This window comes from Gracilimonas sp. (assembly GCF_014762685.1).
Lineage (GTDB): Bacteria > Bacteroidota > Rhodothermia > Balneolales > Balneolaceae > Gracilimonas.
On sequence record NZ_JABURM010000005.1, the window covers coordinates 1,175,660 to 1,194,105 of the forward strand.

14 protein-coding genes are annotated in these 18,446 nt (G+C 41.5%); 8 read left to right on the top strand and 6 right to left on the bottom strand.

The annotated features are described in order from the left end of the window. The first annotated feature begins 1 nt into the window (after position 1). The 5 genes from HUJ22_RS05300 (at position 2) to HUJ22_RS05320 (ending at position 2,844) form a co-directional block, all read left to right on the top strand. A complete protein-coding gene (locus tag HUJ22_RS05300; RefSeq protein WP_290874957.1) occupies positions 2-256 on the top strand; it encodes a hypothetical protein in 255 nt (84 codons plus the stop codon). Continuing rightward, positions 253-546, top strand: coding sequence for a cell division protein ZapA (locus HUJ22_RS05305; protein ID WP_290874959.1), 294 nt, complete (start codon positions 253-255; stop codon positions 544-546). Before HUJ22_RS05300 ends, HUJ22_RS05305 begins: the two co-directional genes overlap by 4 nt. A 33-nt stretch (positions 547-579) precedes the next feature. After that, positions 580-1,395 (top strand): TIGR00282 family metallophosphoesterase, encoded by an 816-nt coding sequence (locus HUJ22_RS05310; protein ID WP_290874962.1) that lies wholly within the window; start codon positions 580-582, stop codon positions 1,393-1,395. After that, positions 1,395-2,087 carry an ABC transporter ATP-binding protein gene (locus HUJ22_RS05315; protein ID WP_366871013.1) on the top strand — a complete coding sequence of 231 codons (693 nt, stop codon included), beginning with the start codon at positions 1,395-1,397 and terminating at the stop codon, positions 2,085-2,087. Before HUJ22_RS05310 ends, HUJ22_RS05315 begins: the two co-directional genes overlap by 1 nt. Before the next feature lie 70 nt (positions 2,088-2,157). Beyond that, positions 2,158-2,844, top strand: a complete 687-nt coding sequence (locus HUJ22_RS05320; RefSeq protein ID WP_290874966.1) for a tetratricopeptide repeat protein — start codon at positions 2,158-2,160, stop codon at positions 2,842-2,844. A gap of 62 nt (positions 2,845-2,906) precedes the next feature. Here the strand turns inward: HUJ22_RS05320 and HUJ22_RS05325 are convergent, their stop codons facing one another. The 4 genes from HUJ22_RS05325 to HUJ22_RS05340 all read right to left on the bottom strand — a co-directional run bounded on the left by HUJ22_RS05325 (position 2,907) and on the right by HUJ22_RS05340 (position 10,349). Beyond that, the gene (locus HUJ22_RS05325) at positions 2,907-4,112 is read right to left on the bottom strand and encodes a TlpA disulfide reductase family protein (RefSeq protein WP_290874968.1); all 1,206 of its coding nucleotides are present in this window, start codon (positions 4,110-4,112) and stop codon (positions 2,907-2,909) included. 160 nt (positions 4,113-4,272) lie between these two features. Then, on the bottom strand, positions 4,273-7,746 hold the full coding sequence (locus HUJ22_RS05330) for a methylmalonyl-CoA mutase family protein (protein ID WP_290874970.1): 3,474 nt from the start codon (positions 7,744-7,746) through the stop codon (positions 4,273-4,275). Positions 7,747-7,875: 129 nt separating this feature from the next. Next, positions 7,876-8,763, bottom strand: a complete 888-nt coding sequence (locus tag HUJ22_RS05335) for a mechanosensitive ion channel family protein (protein WP_290874972.1) — start codon at positions 8,761-8,763, stop codon at positions 7,876-7,878. Between the two features lie 2 nt (positions 8,764-8,765). After that, positions 8,766-10,349 carry an Ig-like domain-containing protein gene (locus HUJ22_RS05340; RefSeq protein WP_290874974.1) on the bottom strand — a complete coding sequence of 528 codons (1,584 nt, stop codon included), beginning with the start codon at positions 10,347-10,349 and terminating at the stop codon, positions 8,766-8,768. A gap of 243 nt (positions 10,350-10,592) precedes the next feature. On the opposite strand from HUJ22_RS05340, the gene HUJ22_RS05345 reads away from it, so the two are divergent. Then, positions 10,593-11,990, top strand: coding sequence for a nicotinate phosphoribosyltransferase (locus HUJ22_RS05345; protein ID WP_290874976.1), 1,398 nt, complete (start codon positions 10,593-10,595; stop codon positions 11,988-11,990). Between the two features lie 4 nt (positions 11,991-11,994). After that, positions 11,995-12,609, top strand: a complete 615-nt coding sequence (gene pncA, locus HUJ22_RS05350) for a bifunctional nicotinamidase/pyrazinamidase (RefSeq protein ID WP_290874978.1) — start codon at positions 11,995-11,997, stop codon at positions 12,607-12,609. A 160-nt stretch (positions 12,610-12,769) separates the two neighbouring features. Here pncA and HUJ22_RS05355 read toward each other — a convergent pair whose 3' ends face one another. Next, positions 12,770-14,266 (bottom strand): DUF5723 family protein, encoded by a 1,497-nt coding sequence (locus HUJ22_RS05355; protein ID WP_290874980.1) that lies wholly within the window; start codon positions 14,264-14,266, stop codon positions 12,770-12,772. Positions 14,267-14,294: 28 nt separating this feature from the next. After that, the gene (locus HUJ22_RS05360; protein WP_290874982.1) at positions 14,295-16,547 is read right to left on the bottom strand and encodes a hypothetical protein; all 2,253 of its coding nucleotides are present in this window, start codon (positions 16,545-16,547) and stop codon (positions 14,295-14,297) included. Positions 16,548-16,849: 302 nt separating this feature from the next. Here HUJ22_RS05360 and lysS point away from each other — a divergent pair, with 302 nt between their 5' ends. Further along, positions 16,850-18,382, top strand: a complete 1,533-nt coding sequence (lysS, locus tag HUJ22_RS05365; RefSeq protein ID WP_290874984.1) for a lysine--tRNA ligase — start codon at positions 16,850-16,852, stop codon at positions 18,380-18,382. Positions 18,383-18,446: the final 64 nt, after the last annotated feature.

Sequence of the window (18,446 nt, forward strand, 5' to 3'; positions counted from 1 at the left end):
TATGAATAAACTTGCACAACAAAGCGACAAGTTCAGGCAGCTTCTGGATGAAGTGGGTACTGAAGTTAACAGCCTGAAACAAGAAATTCGTGAACTGAAACGAGACAATGCCAAACTGAAGGCCAAACTGGAAGAAGAACACGAGAAACAAACCGATATCTTCTCGGCCATCAGCGAAAGTGAGCGGCTTGCTCTACGCCAGCACGTACAAGGCCTCATTTCTAAAATAGACCACCACCTGGGGGCTGACTCATGAAATCAATTAAAGTTACTATTCTTGGCAAGCAGTACCCTTTAAAGGTTGAAGATCATGAAGAAGAAGCCATGATCAGAATCTGTAAGTTTGTGGACGATCGGTTTAAGACATACCGACAGCAGCTGGTAAAACAACCGGAGTCAACGGTAATGGTATTGGCGGCGCTTAGTATTGCAGAAGAATTATTTGAAGTCAGAAATGCAAACAGTGAACTGGAGAATAACGAAGAAGTTTTGATGGAGCGTATAAATCACAGCCTGGAAAGACTGTTGACAGAAATCAAAGAATAGTAAATAAACCCAATTAAATTACAGGAGTTCGCTTTGGCTGATACCGTCAGCATTTTTTTTGTAGGAGATATTGTTGGAGATCCCGGCATCGAAATGACAAATACTTTTCTGCCCAGCTTGATTAAGAAATATGATGCCGATTTTGTAATTGCCAATGCCGAAAATTCCCACGAGGGCTTTGGCACCAATCGTACAATTATCAAAAATTTACTGAATCTCGGTGTGCATGTAGTAACCGGCGGCGATCATTCCTTCGATAAATGGAAAGTGTTTGACTACATGCGTGAACATAACCATATCCTGCGCCCTCTTAATTACCCCAAAGGAAATGCCGGATTGGGCTTTAGTATTTATCCTGTGCCCGGAAAAGATCTCAAAATCGGGGTTTTAAATTTACAGGGCCGTACTTTTATGAAGGCCATTGACGATCCTTTTACTGCGGCAGAATGGGCGCTGGAAAAGATAAAGGAAGAAACCAATATTATATTTGTAGATTTTCACGCTGAAGCCACCGCTGAAAAAATGTCTATGGGCTGGCATATAGATGGAAAAGCGTCTGTTATGGTGGGTACACATACCCATGTTCAAACCAATGATGCACGAATTTTACCTCAGGGCCTGGGATACCTGACCGATGCGGGCATGACCGGTTCATTCGACTCTGTTATTGGAATGGATAAAAAAGTATCCATTAAACGATTCATGACCGGGGTTCATCAAAAATACAAAGCAGCCAAAGGAGATAATCAGCTTTGCGGGGCTTTTGCGAAAATAGATACGGAAACAGGGAAATGCGTGCATATCGAGCCCATCACCTATCCCGGACTAAACAATTCGTCTGCTGAATGATGGAAAATTCAAAAATAGTTCTCGAAGCCAAAAATCTTCATAAAAGCTTTCCTGCAGGTCCTGATAAAGACGAGCTGCATGTTCTTCAGGGAATGAACCTGGAAGTTGCGGAAGGCAGTATCACTTCTATCATTGGATCCAGTGGAAGCGGTAAAAGTACCTTGCTTCATATTCTCGGAGGGTTGGACCGGGCTGATAAAGGGGATGTTTTTTGGGATGGAAAGAATATCACTGAATATAAACCCGATGACCTTGCTGCGTTTAGAAATACATATATAGGTTTCGTGTTTCAGTTTCACCATTTGCTTCCGGAGTTTACCGCTCTTGAGAATGTAGCAATGCCCGGACTTATTGCAGGCACTTCTTCAAAAGAAGCTTTTGATCGGGCTGAAGAATTATTAGGCCTTTTTGGTGTAGAAGCACGAAAGGGTCACCGCCCTACCCAGCTTTCCGGGGGTGAACAACAGCGGGTATCGATGGCAAGAGCTCTTATGAACAACCCTCGAATTATACTTGCTGATGAGCCCACCGGAAATTTAGATCAGGACAATACAGATATTATCCTGGATCTTTTATTTGAGCTTCGGGAAGCCATGGGAGTCTCGGTTTTGCTCATTACTCACGAAAAAGAAATTGCCGGTCGCTCAGATCGCATATTAGAGTTGAAAAAAGGAGTTTTAGAATCACTTTAGTGTTTTGGTAAGTCCCAAAACAGTCCTATTTTTACACTCTTAAAATCACAGCTATTTCAAATAAAAAAATATGTCTAAAAGGCTTTCAAAAGAAGAATTAGAAACCGATCCGTTAATTGAGAATTACAATCGATTAGCCAACTATTATCAACAAAACAGAACCCGGATTACCTCTATCGCTATTGCAGTGATCATACTTATAGGAGGTATTTTTGGATACAACTACTATTCGTCTTCTCAGGAAAATCAAGCCCAGGAACTTCTGGCCATTGCAGAAAACTATTATGCACAGGGAGATTATGAAAATGCCCTGTATGGGAATGAATTTGAACTTACCTACGGCTTTGATCAAATAGCCGAAGAATTTCCATGGACGAATGCCGGGAACATTGCCAACTATTATGCGGCTGTATCCAGTTTTGAACTGGGAGATTTAGAAAATGCCCTTATGTATATCGAAAACTTTGATGTTCCCGAAGGCATTTTGGGAGTAGGACCGCTTGTTTTCCATGCGAAAATTCATTTGGCTAATGAAAATTATACCGCCGCGGGCGAAAAATTTATCCAGGCCGCCAACTGGAACGTAAATGATGTAACCACTCCTTCTAACCTATATGAAGCAGCTCAGGCTTACTACAAAGCTGAGAATTATGATCGCGCTGATGAATTAGTGAGCAAGATTATTGATGAATACCCTCAGAGCGATAGATTAGCTGAAGCTCAACGCTTGAAAGGAATGCTTGCCGCCATCAATTAGACAACTGACTATTTATTACTGTACCAAAAGGCCTCTTGGAGGCCTTTTTTATTTTGATGACTTTACTCTGAAGTCAGTTCATCCACAATAGTATTAAAACGCCGCTTAAAACCTTCATAATATTCCACGGTGGCCGGTCCCGTAAAATAGCTGTGAACATATCTGGCATATCCCTCTTTACCCACAAATACCAAAGTAGGGAAAGCCATGATACGGTCAATAAATGGAAATGCATCTGCAGCTAATTTCTTATTCAACTCCCCGCCCAGTATCATGGGATAATGTATACCGAGACGCTCTTTGTAAGTTTTAATTCGGCTCTGACCGTATTCCGGTGAATAATTCGCTTCATAGTTCACAGCCAATATTTCTACTCCCCGGTCTCTGTTCTCTTCGTACCAGTCTGTCAAATAGCGTGTTTGATCCTGACTGTTTGAACACCAGGTCCCCATAATCTGAATGATCAGCACTTTGCCTTTATAGGAGTCCGCAATAATACCCTCACCGGATAAAGCAGTTAACTTTTCAAAATCAGGTTTAACCTGCTTCCCCTCCAAATCTACCACCTCAAACGGATCTGTTAAGCTTGCATTTTCATCATATTCTGCCTCCCATTTTCTGGAATAACCGTCATCTAAAACCAGCTCTCCCTTCCATTTACCATTCTCCCGGGTACCCTTAAATAAAAAGGAATGAACCCCGTCAAATGTCGACATCTCTATTTCATTGCCTTCAATTTTCCCTTCAAAAAATCGATAATCACTAACCTCCGTCATGATGGTCCCCGTCACTTTATTGCCATCCTGTTCAAATAAAGCCACTGCCGGATATTCGTTTTGAGTACCAACATTCACCTTCATACTCCACTTCGAGCCAATCTGAACCGGATCATTTTCTTCTTCTATATCGTATCTGGGTAACCCATATTCAGCTTCAAAAGAATAGCTTTTGTTGCTGTAATGTTTGACCAGCTCACCCTGCATTTTCTTTTCTCCGATTGCCATGCTGAGGGTGATATCAAAGGCAAACATAGGGATGATCAAGCTGTCATTTCGTTGTATAGCCTCCAGGGATGCCCGGTCTTTTCCATTAATAAAAGTTAGTATAGGTGCACCCGCGTTTTCAGGATAGACCACCTCAAAGGTAAAAGGAATTTCTGCATTTGAATAGACGATGACTCCCTTCCAACTCCCTTCCCTGGGCGACTGAGCCATGGCGGTTGATTGAGCGACTAAAAATAGAACAAGCAGACTGATTAATTTTTTCATGCGAGAAGATAGAAATTTCGGTAAAAAGTGCTAAACGTGAATTTTAGCAGGAAATTACCCTAATGGAAGTCAGAGACTTCCTATTCACCAACTTTCCGTCTCCGCTTCGCTCAAGACTTAAAGGATCTCTGTGCAATCCCAAAATCCCACAAATCTGTGATCACATGTTACGCCGATACTGCCCACCCACTTCATACAAGGCATGAGATATCTGACCAAGTGAAGCTACCTTCACCGTTTCCATCAGTTCTTCAAAGAGATTGCCGTTATTGCGGGCTACCTCTTTGAGTCGTTCTATAGCCTGTTTTGCATCTTTTTCATTGCGTTTCCAGAACTGCTCCAGATTTTCGATCTGCTGCCGTTTTTCTTCTTCGGTAGAACGAATGAGGTCAACCGGTTTTTGCTCAATCTCATCTTTCTTTTCATTCAGGAAGGTATTCACCCCGATAATCGGGAGCTCACCGCTGTGTTTCTTAGACTCATAATACAAGCTCTCATCCTGAATCTTACCCCGCTGATACATACTTTCCATCGCACCCAAAACCCCCCCGCGCTCAGTAATGCGATCGAATTCAGTAAGAATGGCTTCCTCCACCAGATCAGTCAGTTCCTCAATAAAATAAGACCCCTGGTTGATGTTCTCATTCTTGGCCGTCCCCATCTCTTTGTTAATAATCATCTGGATGGCTAAAGCGCGGCGCACCGACTCCTCAGTCGGGGTTGTAATTGCTTCATCGTAGGCATTGGTGTGCAAAGAGTTACAATTATCATAAATCGCCAATAATGCCTGCAAGGTGGTGCGTATATCATTGAACTGAATTTCCTGCGCATGCAAAGAACGCCCGCTGGTTTGAATGTGATATTTAAGTTTTTGAGAACGCTTGCTGCCTTCATACTTATTCTTCATCGCTACGGCCCAAATGCGGCGTGCAACCCGGCCGATAACTGCATATTCAGGGTCAAGGCCGTTACTGAAAAAGAACGAAAGGTTATGGGCAAAATCGTCCACATCCAGTCCCCGGGCCAGGTAATATTCCACAAAGGTAAATCCATTGGCAAGGGTGAATGCTGCCTGTGTAATTGGGTTCGCACCGGCCTCGGCAATGTGATATCCGGAGATAGAAACCGAATAATAATTGCGGACGTTATGCTCGGTGAAATAGGTTTGGATATCCCCCATCATTTTAAGCGCAAATTCCGTGGAGAAAATACACGTGTTTTGTGCCTGGTCCTCTTTCAAAATATCTGCCTGAACGGTACCGCGTACCACAGAAAGTGTATCTTCTTTAATTTTCTCATAGGTTTCTTTAGGCAAAAGATGATCTCCTGAAATGCCTAAGGTAGCCAAACCAAATTCATCGCTGCCGGCCGGGATTTCACCCACGTAATCAGGCTGCTTAACCCCGCGTTCTTTGAAGTAGGCTTTGATCTTCTTCTGAGCTTGCTCCCACTTTCCTTCATTCTTCAAATACCGCTCCACTTCCTGGTCAATAGCCGTATTCATGAACATAGCTAAAATCATGGGCGCCGGACCGTTGATGGTCATAGAGACAGAAGTTTTCGGGGAAGTAAGCTCAAACCCGGAATACAGCTTCTTCATGTCGTCCAGTGTACAAATACTAACTCCGGAGTTCCCGATTTTCCCATAAATATCCGGACGATAACCGGGGTCTTCCCCGTAAAGCGTTACTGAATCAAAAGCAGTTGAAAGCCGGGCTGCGGGCATTCCCTCACTTACATAGTGAAATCTTTTGTTGGTTCGCTCCGGGGTTCCTTCGCCTGCGAACATTCGGGTAGGGTCTTCTCCTTCCCTTTTGAAAGGGAAAACGCCGGCAGTATATGGAAAATAGCCCGGCAGATTCTCTTTGAGTGCAAACTTAAGCTGGTCACCTTTGCTTTTGGTTTTCGGTAGGGCCACTCGCGGGATCTTCAACCCACTTAGAGATTCCCGGTATAATTTATTTTTAAATACCTTCCCACGAATTTTAACTTCAAACTCATCTTGCTGATACTCTTCATACAGTTCATCCCACCCTTCTAAAATCTTTTTGGGAAGTATATCAAGCTTCGACAGCCAGTGCTCCCTCATCTTAGTCAGGTTTTCTTGCATCACCGATTTTTCATCGGGATTCCAGCTTTCGAGCTGATCGATGGTTCCGGAAACCTGATCTAATTTAGAAGCGGCCTCCACTTGTTCCTCCACCCACTCATGGTAACCCCTTACTGTTTCAGAAATCTCTGATAAATAGCGGACTCTTTTCCCGGGAATAATAGCTTGAGACTGTATGTCTTCAGCAGGTTCGGGATTTGTATATAGTTTTGTCTCCCAGCCAATCTCATAATGGTCATTAATCTTATCTACCAACGCTTTAAACAAACGGTTCACACCTTCATCATTAAACTGAGCTGCAATGGTTGGATAGACCGGCATGTCTTCTTGTTTGGCGTGCCATGAACCGGTATTTCGTATCATTTGCTTGCGAATATCTCTCAGGGCATCCAATGATCCTTTTTTCTCAAATTTATTCAGAACAACCAAATCTGCTAAATCCAGCATATTGATTTTTTCCAATTGGGTGGCTGCTCCATATTCACTGGTCATCACATAAAGAGGAATGTCTGTGATATCAACAATCTCAGTTCCACTTTGTCCAATACCACTGGTTTCTACAATAATTAGATCAAACCCGGCAGCTTTATATAACTCAATGGCTCCAAGTAGTCCTTTACTGGTGGCTCGATTTGAAGCTCTTGTAGCCATACTGCGCATATACACCCGATCCGTATCAATACTATTCATGCGAATGCGGTCGCCCAGCAAAGCTCCTCCTGTTTTTACTTTGGAGGGGTCCACAGATATGATTCCGATGCTCAAGTCTTCAAATTCAGTTAAAAACCTGCGGACAAGTTCATCCGTTAAAGAACTTTTTCCGGCTCCCCCTGTTCCCGTAATCCCAACCAGGGGAATAGTCTTTGAACCGATCTCAATTTCATTGCCCTTACCATCAAACAGCTTGCCTTCTTTATAAGACAGCACATCCTCTTTTTCATTTTCGATGGCGGTAAGGGAGCGTGCCAATGCGATGGTATCACGTTTGATTACTTTCTTATAATCCGGCTTGGCTATCGTCAAAGGATCAAAATCACATTCTTTCAGCATGAAATTAATCATCCCCTGAAGCCCCATTTCGCTTCCGTCATCTACCGAAAAAATTCGGGTTACGCCGGCATTGTGAAGATCTTCAATTTCATCTTCCACAATCACACCGCCACCGCCGCCAAAAACTTTAATATGTCCGGCTCCGTGTTCTTCAAGCAATTCAATCATATATTTGAAGTACTCAACATGACCGCCCTGGTAAGAACTGATGGCAATACCTTGGGCATCTTCCTGAATGGCACAGTTTACAATTTCATGTACCGAGCGATTATGCCCTAAGTGAATCACTTCGGCCCCGCTGCTCTGTAAAATGCGCCGCATAATGTTAATGCTGGCATCATGGCCGTCGAACAAGCTGGCAGCTGTTACAAAACGTATTTTATGCTTAGACTGATAGGGCTCCTGTACGGCCTTAGTACTGTTAGACTTTACAGTTTCCTTCTTCGCTGATGTTAATTTTGTTGTTGCCGACATAAACTTAATGACTTAATGTTTGGAAGCGGTTCCACAAGATAAGGATTTGATCAGGGATTATCGATGTTTGATTACGATTAATATACAGTAGGGGCGTATTGCAAGACGCCCCTACTGTATCAATACCAATTACAGTATATCTTCAGCGGAATCCGGCTTGGGGTTTTTATATACCAACGTTCTGTGTGGGAAAGGAATTTCAATTCCTTCAGCATCAAAACGTTTTTTTATGCTTTCAAGTAAATCACAACCCATTAAAAATGCTGACGGAGGGTCTTCAGCCCAACTCCAGGCGCGTAAATTCACGGATGATTCCCCCATCATTATGACTCTAACCGGTACTATCTCTTCTCCGGCTTCTTTTTCTTCTTCGGTTCTGTTATCAATAAATAATGGGTGCTTAAGGACTTCCTCTTTCATAATCGCTTTCGCCTTATCCACATCGGAATCATAACTTATTCCCATATCAATCCATTTACAAATCTTGTTGTCTTCGTAATTTGAATTGACCAATACCTCATTGCTGATAACAGAATTAGGGATAATAATTCGTTTGTTTTCAAAATTTCGGATCACCGTGTGACGGAGGTTAATGTCTTCTACTACTCCCGACAAATCGGTCCGGACCTGAATTCGATCCGAGATTTTATATGGTTTGAAGAGCACAATAAATAAGCCACCAATCACATTTGAAAGTGCAGCTTGAGAAGCAAAACCAACCGCTACAGCTAATAAACCAGCCCCGGCTAATAAAGACCCTCCAATAATGCGAAGCGGGGGGATCATATACATGGCAAAACTTAAACCCGCAATGTAAGTAAGTACTACAACCGAACGTTTAAAAAATATTAAACTGGTTACATCTCCATGGTCTTCCGCTTCCTTATTCCTTTGAATAAGTGCATTAAAAACACGGGAAGTTAAAGAAGCTACGATAATGGTCATCAAAAAGATGAAGCCAATCAATAAGGGTAAATGCCAAATTTCATCAATGTATGTGCTAAATAATTCTTTCATAGTCATTCAAATGTAATATTTACTTCGGAGGTAAAACCTTCTTGTACTCGAATACCTCTTTGTACGTAATAGCGTTCAGGCATGCGATAAGGGATTACTGATCCGCGATCCCATCGTTCATTTCCGTTTTCATCCCGGAATAAAATCAAAGTATAATTAAGAGGAGGTAAATCTGAAATAGTTGTTTCAGCATTGAATTTCACGGATTGCACTTCTTGCCCTTCCGGCCCAAGTACTCTTGCAAAATGAGTCATAAACGAATCGACATTGTTAACGTATATTTCCAATTCTCCATATTCGGTAGAATCCCATACCTCGGGTTCAAACATCTTTCTTCTCTGCGTAGCCGGATTCCAAGCCAGAAACTGATATTCAACACCTTCAATCCATTCTTCCTGAGGGTTAACAATTAATCGATTTTGATCCGTCACTATTTCCGGCCAGTCGTCAAAATCCACTGTCCCTTCAATAACAACAAGTGAATCAGTAATTTCATTTTGTATTATAGGCGCTGCATAAGTAACAATAAATGGATCCGTTTGTGAGAGTCCGTTTTCACCATTTGCTGTTATAATTCGCTGGTTTGTGGTGTCTTCCTGAGCCGTTCCGGTAAAACTAAACGGCTCAGTATCAACAGGGTTGTCACTCAAATCAGTAACCCCCTCCGGATTTATCATAAAGGACTGTCCCTCTTCAAGCGGTGCTTCACTCTGCGTAAATAATACAAATCTCTCTTTCGGGGAAATATACAACGGATAAGCTGTTGAGTATTGATTACCCAAAGAATCTGTGATTTCGAAGCGGGTATTGTCTTGAACCTTAATACTCTCGCTAAACCTTAGCCTCATACGATTTATGGAAAATAAACCTACACCTTGCAGTTCCGGAACCGTAGAGTCTATTTGAGCAGTATATAAAACATCTAAGGTGTCAGCTGATTCTTTTTCAAGTCTTACAGTATCCCTGTAAAACGGATATGCCGACTCAATTTCCCGGTCCCAGATTTTATTTCTGTTTCTGTCATCTACCAATACGGGTTTATAGTTCCCTTCGGACAGATATGAAAATTTGAACGCACCGGAAGTATCTGTTTGTGCCTGATAAGTAGCCCTTTTTGTTAAATCTATGGGCTCGCGGTATAATAATACCCTTTGGTCAGCAGCACCTCTGCCATTACCGGCCGTTAATATTTTTCCTGTTATTTCCCCGCTGTCTATTTCATCTCCGGTTGAAATCGCCAAGGCAATTGGACTGGCTATTTTATTACTTCTGGTATCTGAAATATTTGTGCCGAGTTTCAGAATTACGGTTGTAGAATCCGGAAATGAATCCTCAAACTCTACAATTAGTTTTTTTCTTTTCCATGAAATATCATAATTGATACCCAAATCCGGTTCCACGGTAATAGCTTGTCTAACAGTCGACCGATTTACAAACTCATCAAATTGAAACTCAAAAACCCTGCCTTTAAAATTAGTCGTCCCGGTTTCAGGGGTCGTAAATTCAAGAACAGGTCCCTCCCGGTCAGCAGGTCCACCTGTTGGGGCAATTGGAGTTGCACAAGAAACCAACGCAACAAAAATCATTGACCCTAAAATGCAATATAACAATCGGTTATTATTCACGTAAATTGTTTGAAGTTTAAATTTCACCACATCTTAAATAATGTGTTGGATATTTTTTTAATGGCAACTAAGATAATCATAAATAAGGCCGGATTTAACCTCTTTTACCCCAGGGTATTCATTTTTCTTACAGGAGGATAAATTTCATTATAGACATTAAATAAAGGCTTTCTGATTCTCGGAAAGCCTTTATATTTTACAGGCATGATTTTAGAAAAACCAGCTCTCTACACCGACCTCTACGAATTGACTATGGCCCAGGGATATTTTCTTTCCGGCCGCTATAAACAAATAGCTAATTTTGATTATTTCTTTCGAAAACTGCCGTTTGAAGGCGGTTATGTTATTTTTTCCGGTTTGGGCGATCTGCTTGAAATCATTCAAAATTTTCGGTTCCACCCCGATGAAATCGAATACCTGAAATCAGAAGGTTTCAAAGATGACTTTCTGAAATATCTCAAAGACTTCCGTTTTAAAGGCAACGTTTACTCCGTAAAAGAAGGGGAAACGGTGTTCCCGAATGAACCGGTTCTGAGAGTTGAAGGAACCGTACTCGAAACTCAGATTCTGGAAACAGTTCTGCTTAATACCTTAAATTTTTCCTCTCTGATAGCCACTAAGGCATCCCGTATCAAGCAAGCAGCCGGAGAGAAATCTGCCGTCGATTTTGGTTTACGAAGATCTCAGGGACTCGGTGGTTTGCAAGCTTCTAAAGCAGCGATCGTCGGGGGTATGCAGGGCACTTCAAATGTTTTGGCGGGTAAGCTTAATAATATCCCTATTAATGGGACCATGGCCCATTCATGGGTGCAATCTTTCGAAGATGAACTCACGGCCTTCCGAACCTATGCAAAATATTATCCGGAAGCCTCCATCCTTTTGGTAGATACCTATAACACCTTAAAGCAAGGAATTCCAAATGCAATCAAAGTGGCCAAAGAGCTTGAAAAAAAAGGCCATAAGCTTATTGGCATACGATTAGACAGCGGTGATTTGGCCTATTTTGCACGTCAAAGCAGAAGGATGCTGGATGAAGCCGGACTGGAGTATGTAAAAATTGCAGCTTCTAACCAGTTGGATGAGTATCTCATTAAGAGTTTGCTGGACCAAGGAGCACCTATCGATTTATTTGGGGTGGGCACAAAACTGGTAACAGCATTTGATGATCCGGCTTTGGACGGTGTGTATAAATTGAGCGCCATCAACGGAAGTCCCACTTTGAAGATTTCTGAAAATGAAGAGAAAATCACCTTACCCGGTTCAAAAAAAATTATTCGATATTTTAATAAAGACGGTTCATTTTACAGTGATGGCGTTGCTCTTGAAAGTGAATCTGAACCTGATGCCATTTATCACCCATATATCTCACACAGATCTACAGCTGTTGCTCATTTAGAATCTGAAGAACTGTTACAAAAAGTCGTTGATAAAGGAGAGGTGTGTGTTCCGATCCCTTCTGTTCAAGAAAGTGCCGACTATGCGCGTGAACGTCTTTCGAAACTAAATGGCGAGCATAAACGCTTTGATAATCCCCACGTGTATAAAGTGGGATTGAGCAAGAAATTGCGTGAATTGAAAATCGAACTCATCAAAAATGCATAGTTCTATGAAAGCATTAGTAATCGTAGATGTTCAAAATGACTTTTGCCCGGGAGGAGCGCTGGCCGTTCCCGGCGGTGACAAAGTTATTAAACCCATAAATGAGCTTACAAAATCATTTGACTGTGTTGTTCAAACACAGGATTGGCACCCCAAAGATCACCTTTCTTTTGCCTCTAACCATGACGGTAAAAATCCATTTGATACAACTGAAATGGATTATGGAGAACAGGTACTTTGGCCCGATCATTGTGTGCAAGGAACAAAAGGTGCTCAATTTCATCCCGACTTAAATACGAAACCTTCTCAACTCATTGTGCGCAAAGGATTCCGAAGACACATCGACTCTTATTCAGCCTTTTTTGAAAACGATCAAGAAACGGTAACAGGTCTGAACGGATATTTACAAGAAAGAAATGTGAACGAACTTGTAATTACAGGACTGGCCACTGATTTCTGTGTGAAATGGACCGTACTTGATGCCTTAAAATTAGGTTACAAAGTAACCCTGATTGAAGATGCTGTCAGAGGCATCGATATTGAGGGTTCGGTTGAAACAGCTATGGAAGAAATGAAAGAAGCCGGAGTTCAAATCAGTTATTCTAAAAATCATTTAGAATAACTGATTCAATCACAGTATTTTTTATCATTGTGTACCTGGAGCCTAAAGGATTGCTCCATCCTTATGCCCTACCTATGTAATAATATAATAAAGCCCGTTACAAGTACGGAAAACATCCGATTTTATAACGGGCTTTATGAAAATCTTTTATTTGGCAATTTTAAAAACGGATCACAATACCACTCCAGGCTGCGCCAACTGAAGATCCATTGTTTTCAGAATTACCCACCGTTGAAGCTCCAACTGTAAACTCAAGGAAATTAAAATCGAGTCCAATTCCTGCAGAGTAAGCCGCAGAGGAATATCCCCCAATTCGGGTTCCGGCACGAACAGGTAAAAAGCCGAAAAAGTGGTACTGAGCACCAAGAGCCAAAACACTCCGGGTTGAATTAATTCCTGCATTATTAAAACCAACTCCGTAATCTAAGGCTACTAACAGTTTGCCCATCTCCAGGGAAGCTCCAAAATTATACATGGAAGGTAAATTATACGTCACCGCATCAATATCCTCGGAATTGAAATTGCCATACACATCATTTTTAAGGCTGTCCCCTAAGTTATCGAAGAAATTGTTGAAAGAGTCTTCATCTTGTGCGCCCGAGTAACTGAATTCACCGTCAGCATACACATTTGAGGCCGACTGGTCATAGCTCAATTTCCCTAAATCAGTTACCGACATTGATAATCTCAAGGTCTTTTGTTTGTTGAAAAACAAAGGAATTGGCAAAGCTGAGACATCCATTTGCAGTGTAGCACCAAAATCTACCCCAAAGCCTGTAGCCTGTGCTTCTCCAAGATCATCTCCCTCATAATCCACATAGTCCTCAAATTTTGCATTTTCATCTTGACTGAAAGCAGCTTCATACGCCCGTAACTGGCGAGATAGCTCTCCGATAGTTTGAAGACTGTAGTTAAAATCATGGTTGATAGTGAATGGGCTGCTCCCGTCACTGCGTGTCATTTGCAAGGTTGAATTAAAATCCAGATCTGCTGTATAAACTCCGTATAAATATTTGGGAGCAACACCCACAAACAGCTTGATATCTTTGGCAAACGGAAGGTTTGGAAGATTCATGAGGTGGCGTGCATATCCAACGGATATTTCTGCAAAAGCCACCATGTTGGAATTAAAATTGATTGGGGTCGGGGTTGAGAATTTATCCGCATCCAACCCATACGTCAATAATTCAGCCATCCCTTTATTCATCGAAAAATCTTCAGTAATCCGAACCCGGGAAGCCATGCTGAAGGCCTGTTTTGAGCTCCTGTGCGAGACCCCAATAGGAGCAACACTCAACGTGGTTGCCAATTGTCGTGTATTATTTGGATTACTGCCAAACCAATCGTTAAGCATATTGGTACGTGTTTCGCCGGCAATCAATTGACCGGAGGTTAAATACTTATTGTAAACAGCTATATTAACTAAGCTTCCTCCTGCATTCATCCCAATATTCGCAAAACCAATCGTGGTATTGGAGCGATGTATATCTAACATCAAATTCGCGGGATTCAAAAAATTAGCCTGGTATCCGTCAACATAAGCCGTTCCGCCGCTTCCCATCCCAAGGGATTGAGCTGTCTGGTGACGAGATTGGGCTAATGCAGAAGCAGCCGTTACTCCAAATATCAGGATCACCAATAGTAAGTTTCTCTTCATAGTATTCTTAATAATCAGATTCTTCATTTTAGTTTACCTCCGATTCGATGGTAAATTCAGCATTGACTGACAATGTTATTGAATCGGTTGTTCTAACTTTCACTTCATCACCGGTGCCATCACCATTCTCATCGGTTGTAAGCAATTCAGCCGATATTTCCAGATATTTGGTTCTGTAAAGCTGTCGAAGCTGACTCTCAGTTAATGCAATTTGAAGTGAACCTGAAGTAGGATTGGTCGCAAAACGAGAATTTGAATCAATACCTGAAGCTAAAAGAGTGATACTTTCACCGGATAAAGGAATACTGTCAAACTCATTCTTTAGTGAATCCAAAAAAGCGATATTCAGACGGACCTCCATAGGTAATCCATTCTCATATTCAATAATTAACCGACCCTCTTTTATAGTTCTTTTATCTCCTTTTTCCGGTGAAGGCATATCCTCCAAATCCTGATCAGTAGTATCGGTAAAAGTAGCTGCTTGTATTGTTCTGAAAGCAAGTGGCAGGTTAACACTAATCTGCGGACTCAACTCAATAGGTGTGGTTACGGATCCCTCAATATTATCTTCGTTTACCACCGCCTTTCCAATGAATCTGATTTCACTGGGGAGATTGTTCAGAAACTCGTTAACATTAGTTCCATTTTCATCAAAAATAACGGCCCCGTTATTAGCAGCAGGATTAATTTCAAACTTAATGAGCTGTGCATTATTTAAGGATACACCATTTGCATTTAACCCATCAATCTGTGTCGTAACCTCAAATTCAGAACCGGCATCACCGGTAAGGTAAATCGCCTCTCCTTTACCGTTAACACCTAGAATAGCACCGTACACCATGGCGGGGACTCCAAGGGAGGTAATATAATTAATACTCAAAGTCGGTTGAGTAAATTCCAAACCTTCCAGTTGTTTTGACAAATCACTGAGTCCATCAATCTCTGTTAATTCAACTTCGTTACCATTATATAGATCCAGCTCATCGATACCGTTATTAGGATCATCAGTGCTAAGCAGAATAGTTTGCGGGACAATTTTACCAAAGGCTTCCTTAACTACCATGTTGTTAATAGAAACTGATGATGAAACCTGATCGGTTTCTGAAATCACACGCGTTTCTGAACCCGCTCCTGACTGTGTATTTTCGGTAGTCGCTACAATGTTATATTCAATTTGATTATTTTCGGCATAAATTCTAAATCCGGTCAAATCAACTTGACGAGCAGGTGCACCGCCGTTTCGGGTAATCTCAGTTGAACCGCTATACACAATCTCTAAAGAGTCAGCCGCATTGAAAGGAGCAGATCGAATACCCGGGAAGGAAATCACCATTTGCTCTACCGTGATGTCAATACTGTTTATGATCTCATCGATGCCAAGCTCTCCGGACTCAAGTTCCACGTAATGATTTGGAGTATCAAAAATAAATTCACTGTTATCAAAGTTGGTGACATTAACCATTGCAAAACTTTGGGATTCCACAGCCGCTTCAACCTGGGAAGCCACTAAATCAACTCCCTCCGCACTTTCTACAATTAATGCATTGGGTTCTTCTTGTGTAAACTGATCTGACCATTCTAAAGATACATCCAGGTTAATATCCTGAAGTACATCCCCATTATTAAAGTTCAATACTCCAGAAGCAGTTGTATTATGTGCTACACCGTTTATTGTTGTTGAGCTGACCAAAGTACTGCCAGATTTCAGATCTAAATAAATTACATCAATATCAATACCAAGATCATTGTTAACGGTTATTTCCAAATCACCACTCTTGATTGTAGCGCTTACGAAATAGTCAGCATTGCTTCCTATATCTATATTATGGGGAGTTGTTTGCCCCATTGATCCGGGTATAAATGTGCCCGGAGGAAAGGCTGCTGAACTGCTTCCTGTCAAATCTTCAAAACTTGCAGAACCCAAGGTATCTCCACCCGATGAAAAACTACCCAATTCAATCTCTCCTACTGTTGCGCTAAAGGAAGTCGGGGCAACATTTACTTCAGGTATGGCATCATTCAAATCTCCAAAATCGAAATCCTGCTCTTTGGAAATAGTAATAAAGTTTTCCCCATCCACAGAAAACAGGGAATCCATATCTGCACTTGTTGTATCAATAAGTACATTACTCCCCTGCCCCATGAACTGAAATGTTTTGTTGTACATTATCGGGGCTTCTATTTTGTGCGAAGTTTTAAAATCCGGTTTTTCAGGAATTTCACAACTTGCAAACGCAAGCCCAATAATAAGCCACGCAAGAATGTGTTTATAGTTTTGCATTACCAAAAATTTATAGATTATTTTTTAAACGTTGCAGTCTGTAGATAAAGCCAAAAGCATAATCTGCAAGAACTCCTAAAGCTATCAAAGCTTGATGAATAAAATAAATTAAGAATGCTTCATGTTTATGAAAACGCATGAATATACAGTGAAATAAATTACTCCGGTTCCAAAGAATATTCCAGCATCACAGGAAAAAATTTCCGGGCTAAACTATTTCTCTATCCTGCTCACAATTCTCTCTACAATTCGGTATTTTTACAGCTTCGTTTGAACGTCAAAATTAAATTCAATTTTTATAAATGTCTGAACAGGAATTATCCCTCTCGGAACAAGAAGAAATTCGCCGGGAAAAACTTGAACAACTCCATGAATTAGGAGTGAACCCCTACCCTTACTCTTTTGATGTTACTCACACTTCAAAACAAATTTTAGCGAACGAAAAAGAATTACTTCGGGATGAAGAAACCAATCCTGATTCTGAATCTGTGGTTATTGCAGGACGGGTAATGTCTCGCCGGATTATGGGGAAAGCTGCCTTTTTCAACCTTCAGGATTCCGAGGGAACCATTCAGGTTTATATCAGGCGAGATGATGTAGGCGTTGAACAATACAATACTATCTTTAAGAAGCTGGTGGATATTGGGGATTTTGTAGGGATCAAAGGATTTGTATTTAAAACCCGTACCGAAGAGACTACCGTACATGCTGAGGAATTTCATTTTCTATCCAAAACCATCCGCCCTATTCCCACTCCCAAAGAAGAGAAAACGGAAGATGGTGAAACAATCATCCATGATGCCTTCACAGATAAAGAACAGCGCTACCGAATGCGCTATGTGGATCTTATCGTAAATCCTGAGGTTCGCAAAACGTTTCAGCAGCGTACCCAGATGGTTCAGGTTATGCGTGAAATGATGAACGCCAGAGGGTATCTCGAGGTAGAAACCCCTATCCTGCAGCCTGTATATGGAGGAGCTGCAGCGAAGCCTTTTGTAACTCATCACAATGCCCTGGATATGGATTTGTATCTGCGTATTGCCAATGAGTTATATCTGAAAAGACTGATTGTTGGCGGATATGATGGAGTCTATGAATTCTCTAAGGATTTTCGCAATGAGGGGCTCTCCCGATTCCATAATCCTGAATTTACCCAGGTTGAATTATACGTGGCCTACAAAGACTATAACTGGATGATGGAATTCACCGAAAATATGCTGGAGAAAATTGCTCTTGAACTCCATGGCTCTACCAAAGTTCAGGTAGGTGAAAATGAAATCGATTTTAAAACACCATGGCCGAGAATTCCTTTATTTGAAGCGATTGAAAATGAAACCGGTAAAGATTTGTATGGTAAAGACCTCAAAGAACTTCGTGCCATTGCCAAGGAACTGCATGTGGAAATTGACAAGTCTTTTGGAGCAGGTAAAATTATCGATGAGATTTTTGGTGAATTTGTGGAAGGTAAACTTATACAGCCTACATTCATTACGGATTATCCGCTGGAGATGAGCCCGTTAACCAAAAAACATCGCTCCAAGGAAGGATTGGTAGAACGATTTGAGGCTATATGCAATGGAAAAGAGATTGCCAATGCTTATACCGAGCTTAACGATCCCATCGATCAGCGTGAACGACTTGAAGAGCAAGCAAAATTACGAGCTGAAGGAGATGATGAAGCGATGACCATTGACGAAGACTTCATTCGTGCTCTGGAGTATGGGATGCCTCCTACTGCCGGAATTGGAATCGGTATCGATCGCCTGGCTATGATCATGACCAACTCCGACTCCATTCGTGATGTTCTCTTCTTTCCGCAAATGAAACCGGAATAACCTAAGGTTAAATACCAATGATCAAATTCCAAACATCAATTTCTCGGTATATGAATACAAAGGC

Excerpts from the sequence above, each read along its gene's own strand:
- HUJ22_RS05300 (WP_290874957.1), top strand. The coding sequence starts at position 2 with ATGAATAAACTTGCACAACAAAGCGACAAGTTCAGGCAGCTTCTGGAT.
- HUJ22_RS05305 (WP_290874959.1), top strand. The coding sequence starts at position 253 with ATGAAATCAATTAAAGTTACTATTCTTGGCAAGCAGTACCCTTTAAAG.
- HUJ22_RS05315 (WP_366871013.1), top strand. The coding sequence starts at position 1,395 with ATGGAAAATTCAAAAATAGTTCTCGAAGCCAAAAATCTTCATAAAAGC.
- HUJ22_RS05320 (WP_290874966.1), top strand. The coding sequence starts at position 2,158 with ATGTCTAAAAGGCTTTCAAAAGAAGAATTAGAAACCGATCCGTTAATT.
- HUJ22_RS05325 (WP_290874968.1), bottom strand. The coding sequence starts at position 4,112 with ATGAAAAAATTAATCAGTCTGCTTGTTCTATTTTTAGTCGCTCAATCA.
- HUJ22_RS05330 (WP_290874970.1), bottom strand. The coding sequence starts at position 7,746 with ATGTCGGCAACAACAAAATTAACATCAGCGAAGAAGGAAACTGTAAAG.
- HUJ22_RS05335 (WP_290874972.1), bottom strand. The coding sequence starts at position 8,763 with ATGAAAGAATTATTTAGCACATACATTGATGAAATTTGGCATTTACCC.
- HUJ22_RS05340 (WP_290874974.1), bottom strand. The coding sequence starts at position 10,349 with ATGATTTTTGTTGCGTTGGTTTCTTGTGCAACTCCAATTGCCCCAACA.
- HUJ22_RS05345 (WP_290874976.1), top strand. The coding sequence starts at position 10,593 with ATGATTTTAGAAAAACCAGCTCTCTACACCGACCTCTACGAATTGACT.
- pncA (WP_290874978.1), top strand. The coding sequence starts at position 11,995 with ATGAAAGCATTAGTAATCGTAGATGTTCAAAATGACTTTTGCCCGGGA.
- HUJ22_RS05355 (WP_290874980.1), bottom strand. The coding sequence starts at position 14,266 with ATGAAGAGAAACTTACTATTGGTGATCCTGATATTTGGAGTAACGGCT.
- HUJ22_RS05360 (WP_290874982.1), bottom strand. The coding sequence starts at position 16,547 with ATGCAAAACTATAAACACATTCTTGCGTGGCTTATTATTGGGCTTGCG.
- lysS (WP_290874984.1), top strand. The coding sequence starts at position 16,850 with ATGTCTGAACAGGAATTATCCCTCTCGGAACAAGAAGAAATTCGCCGG.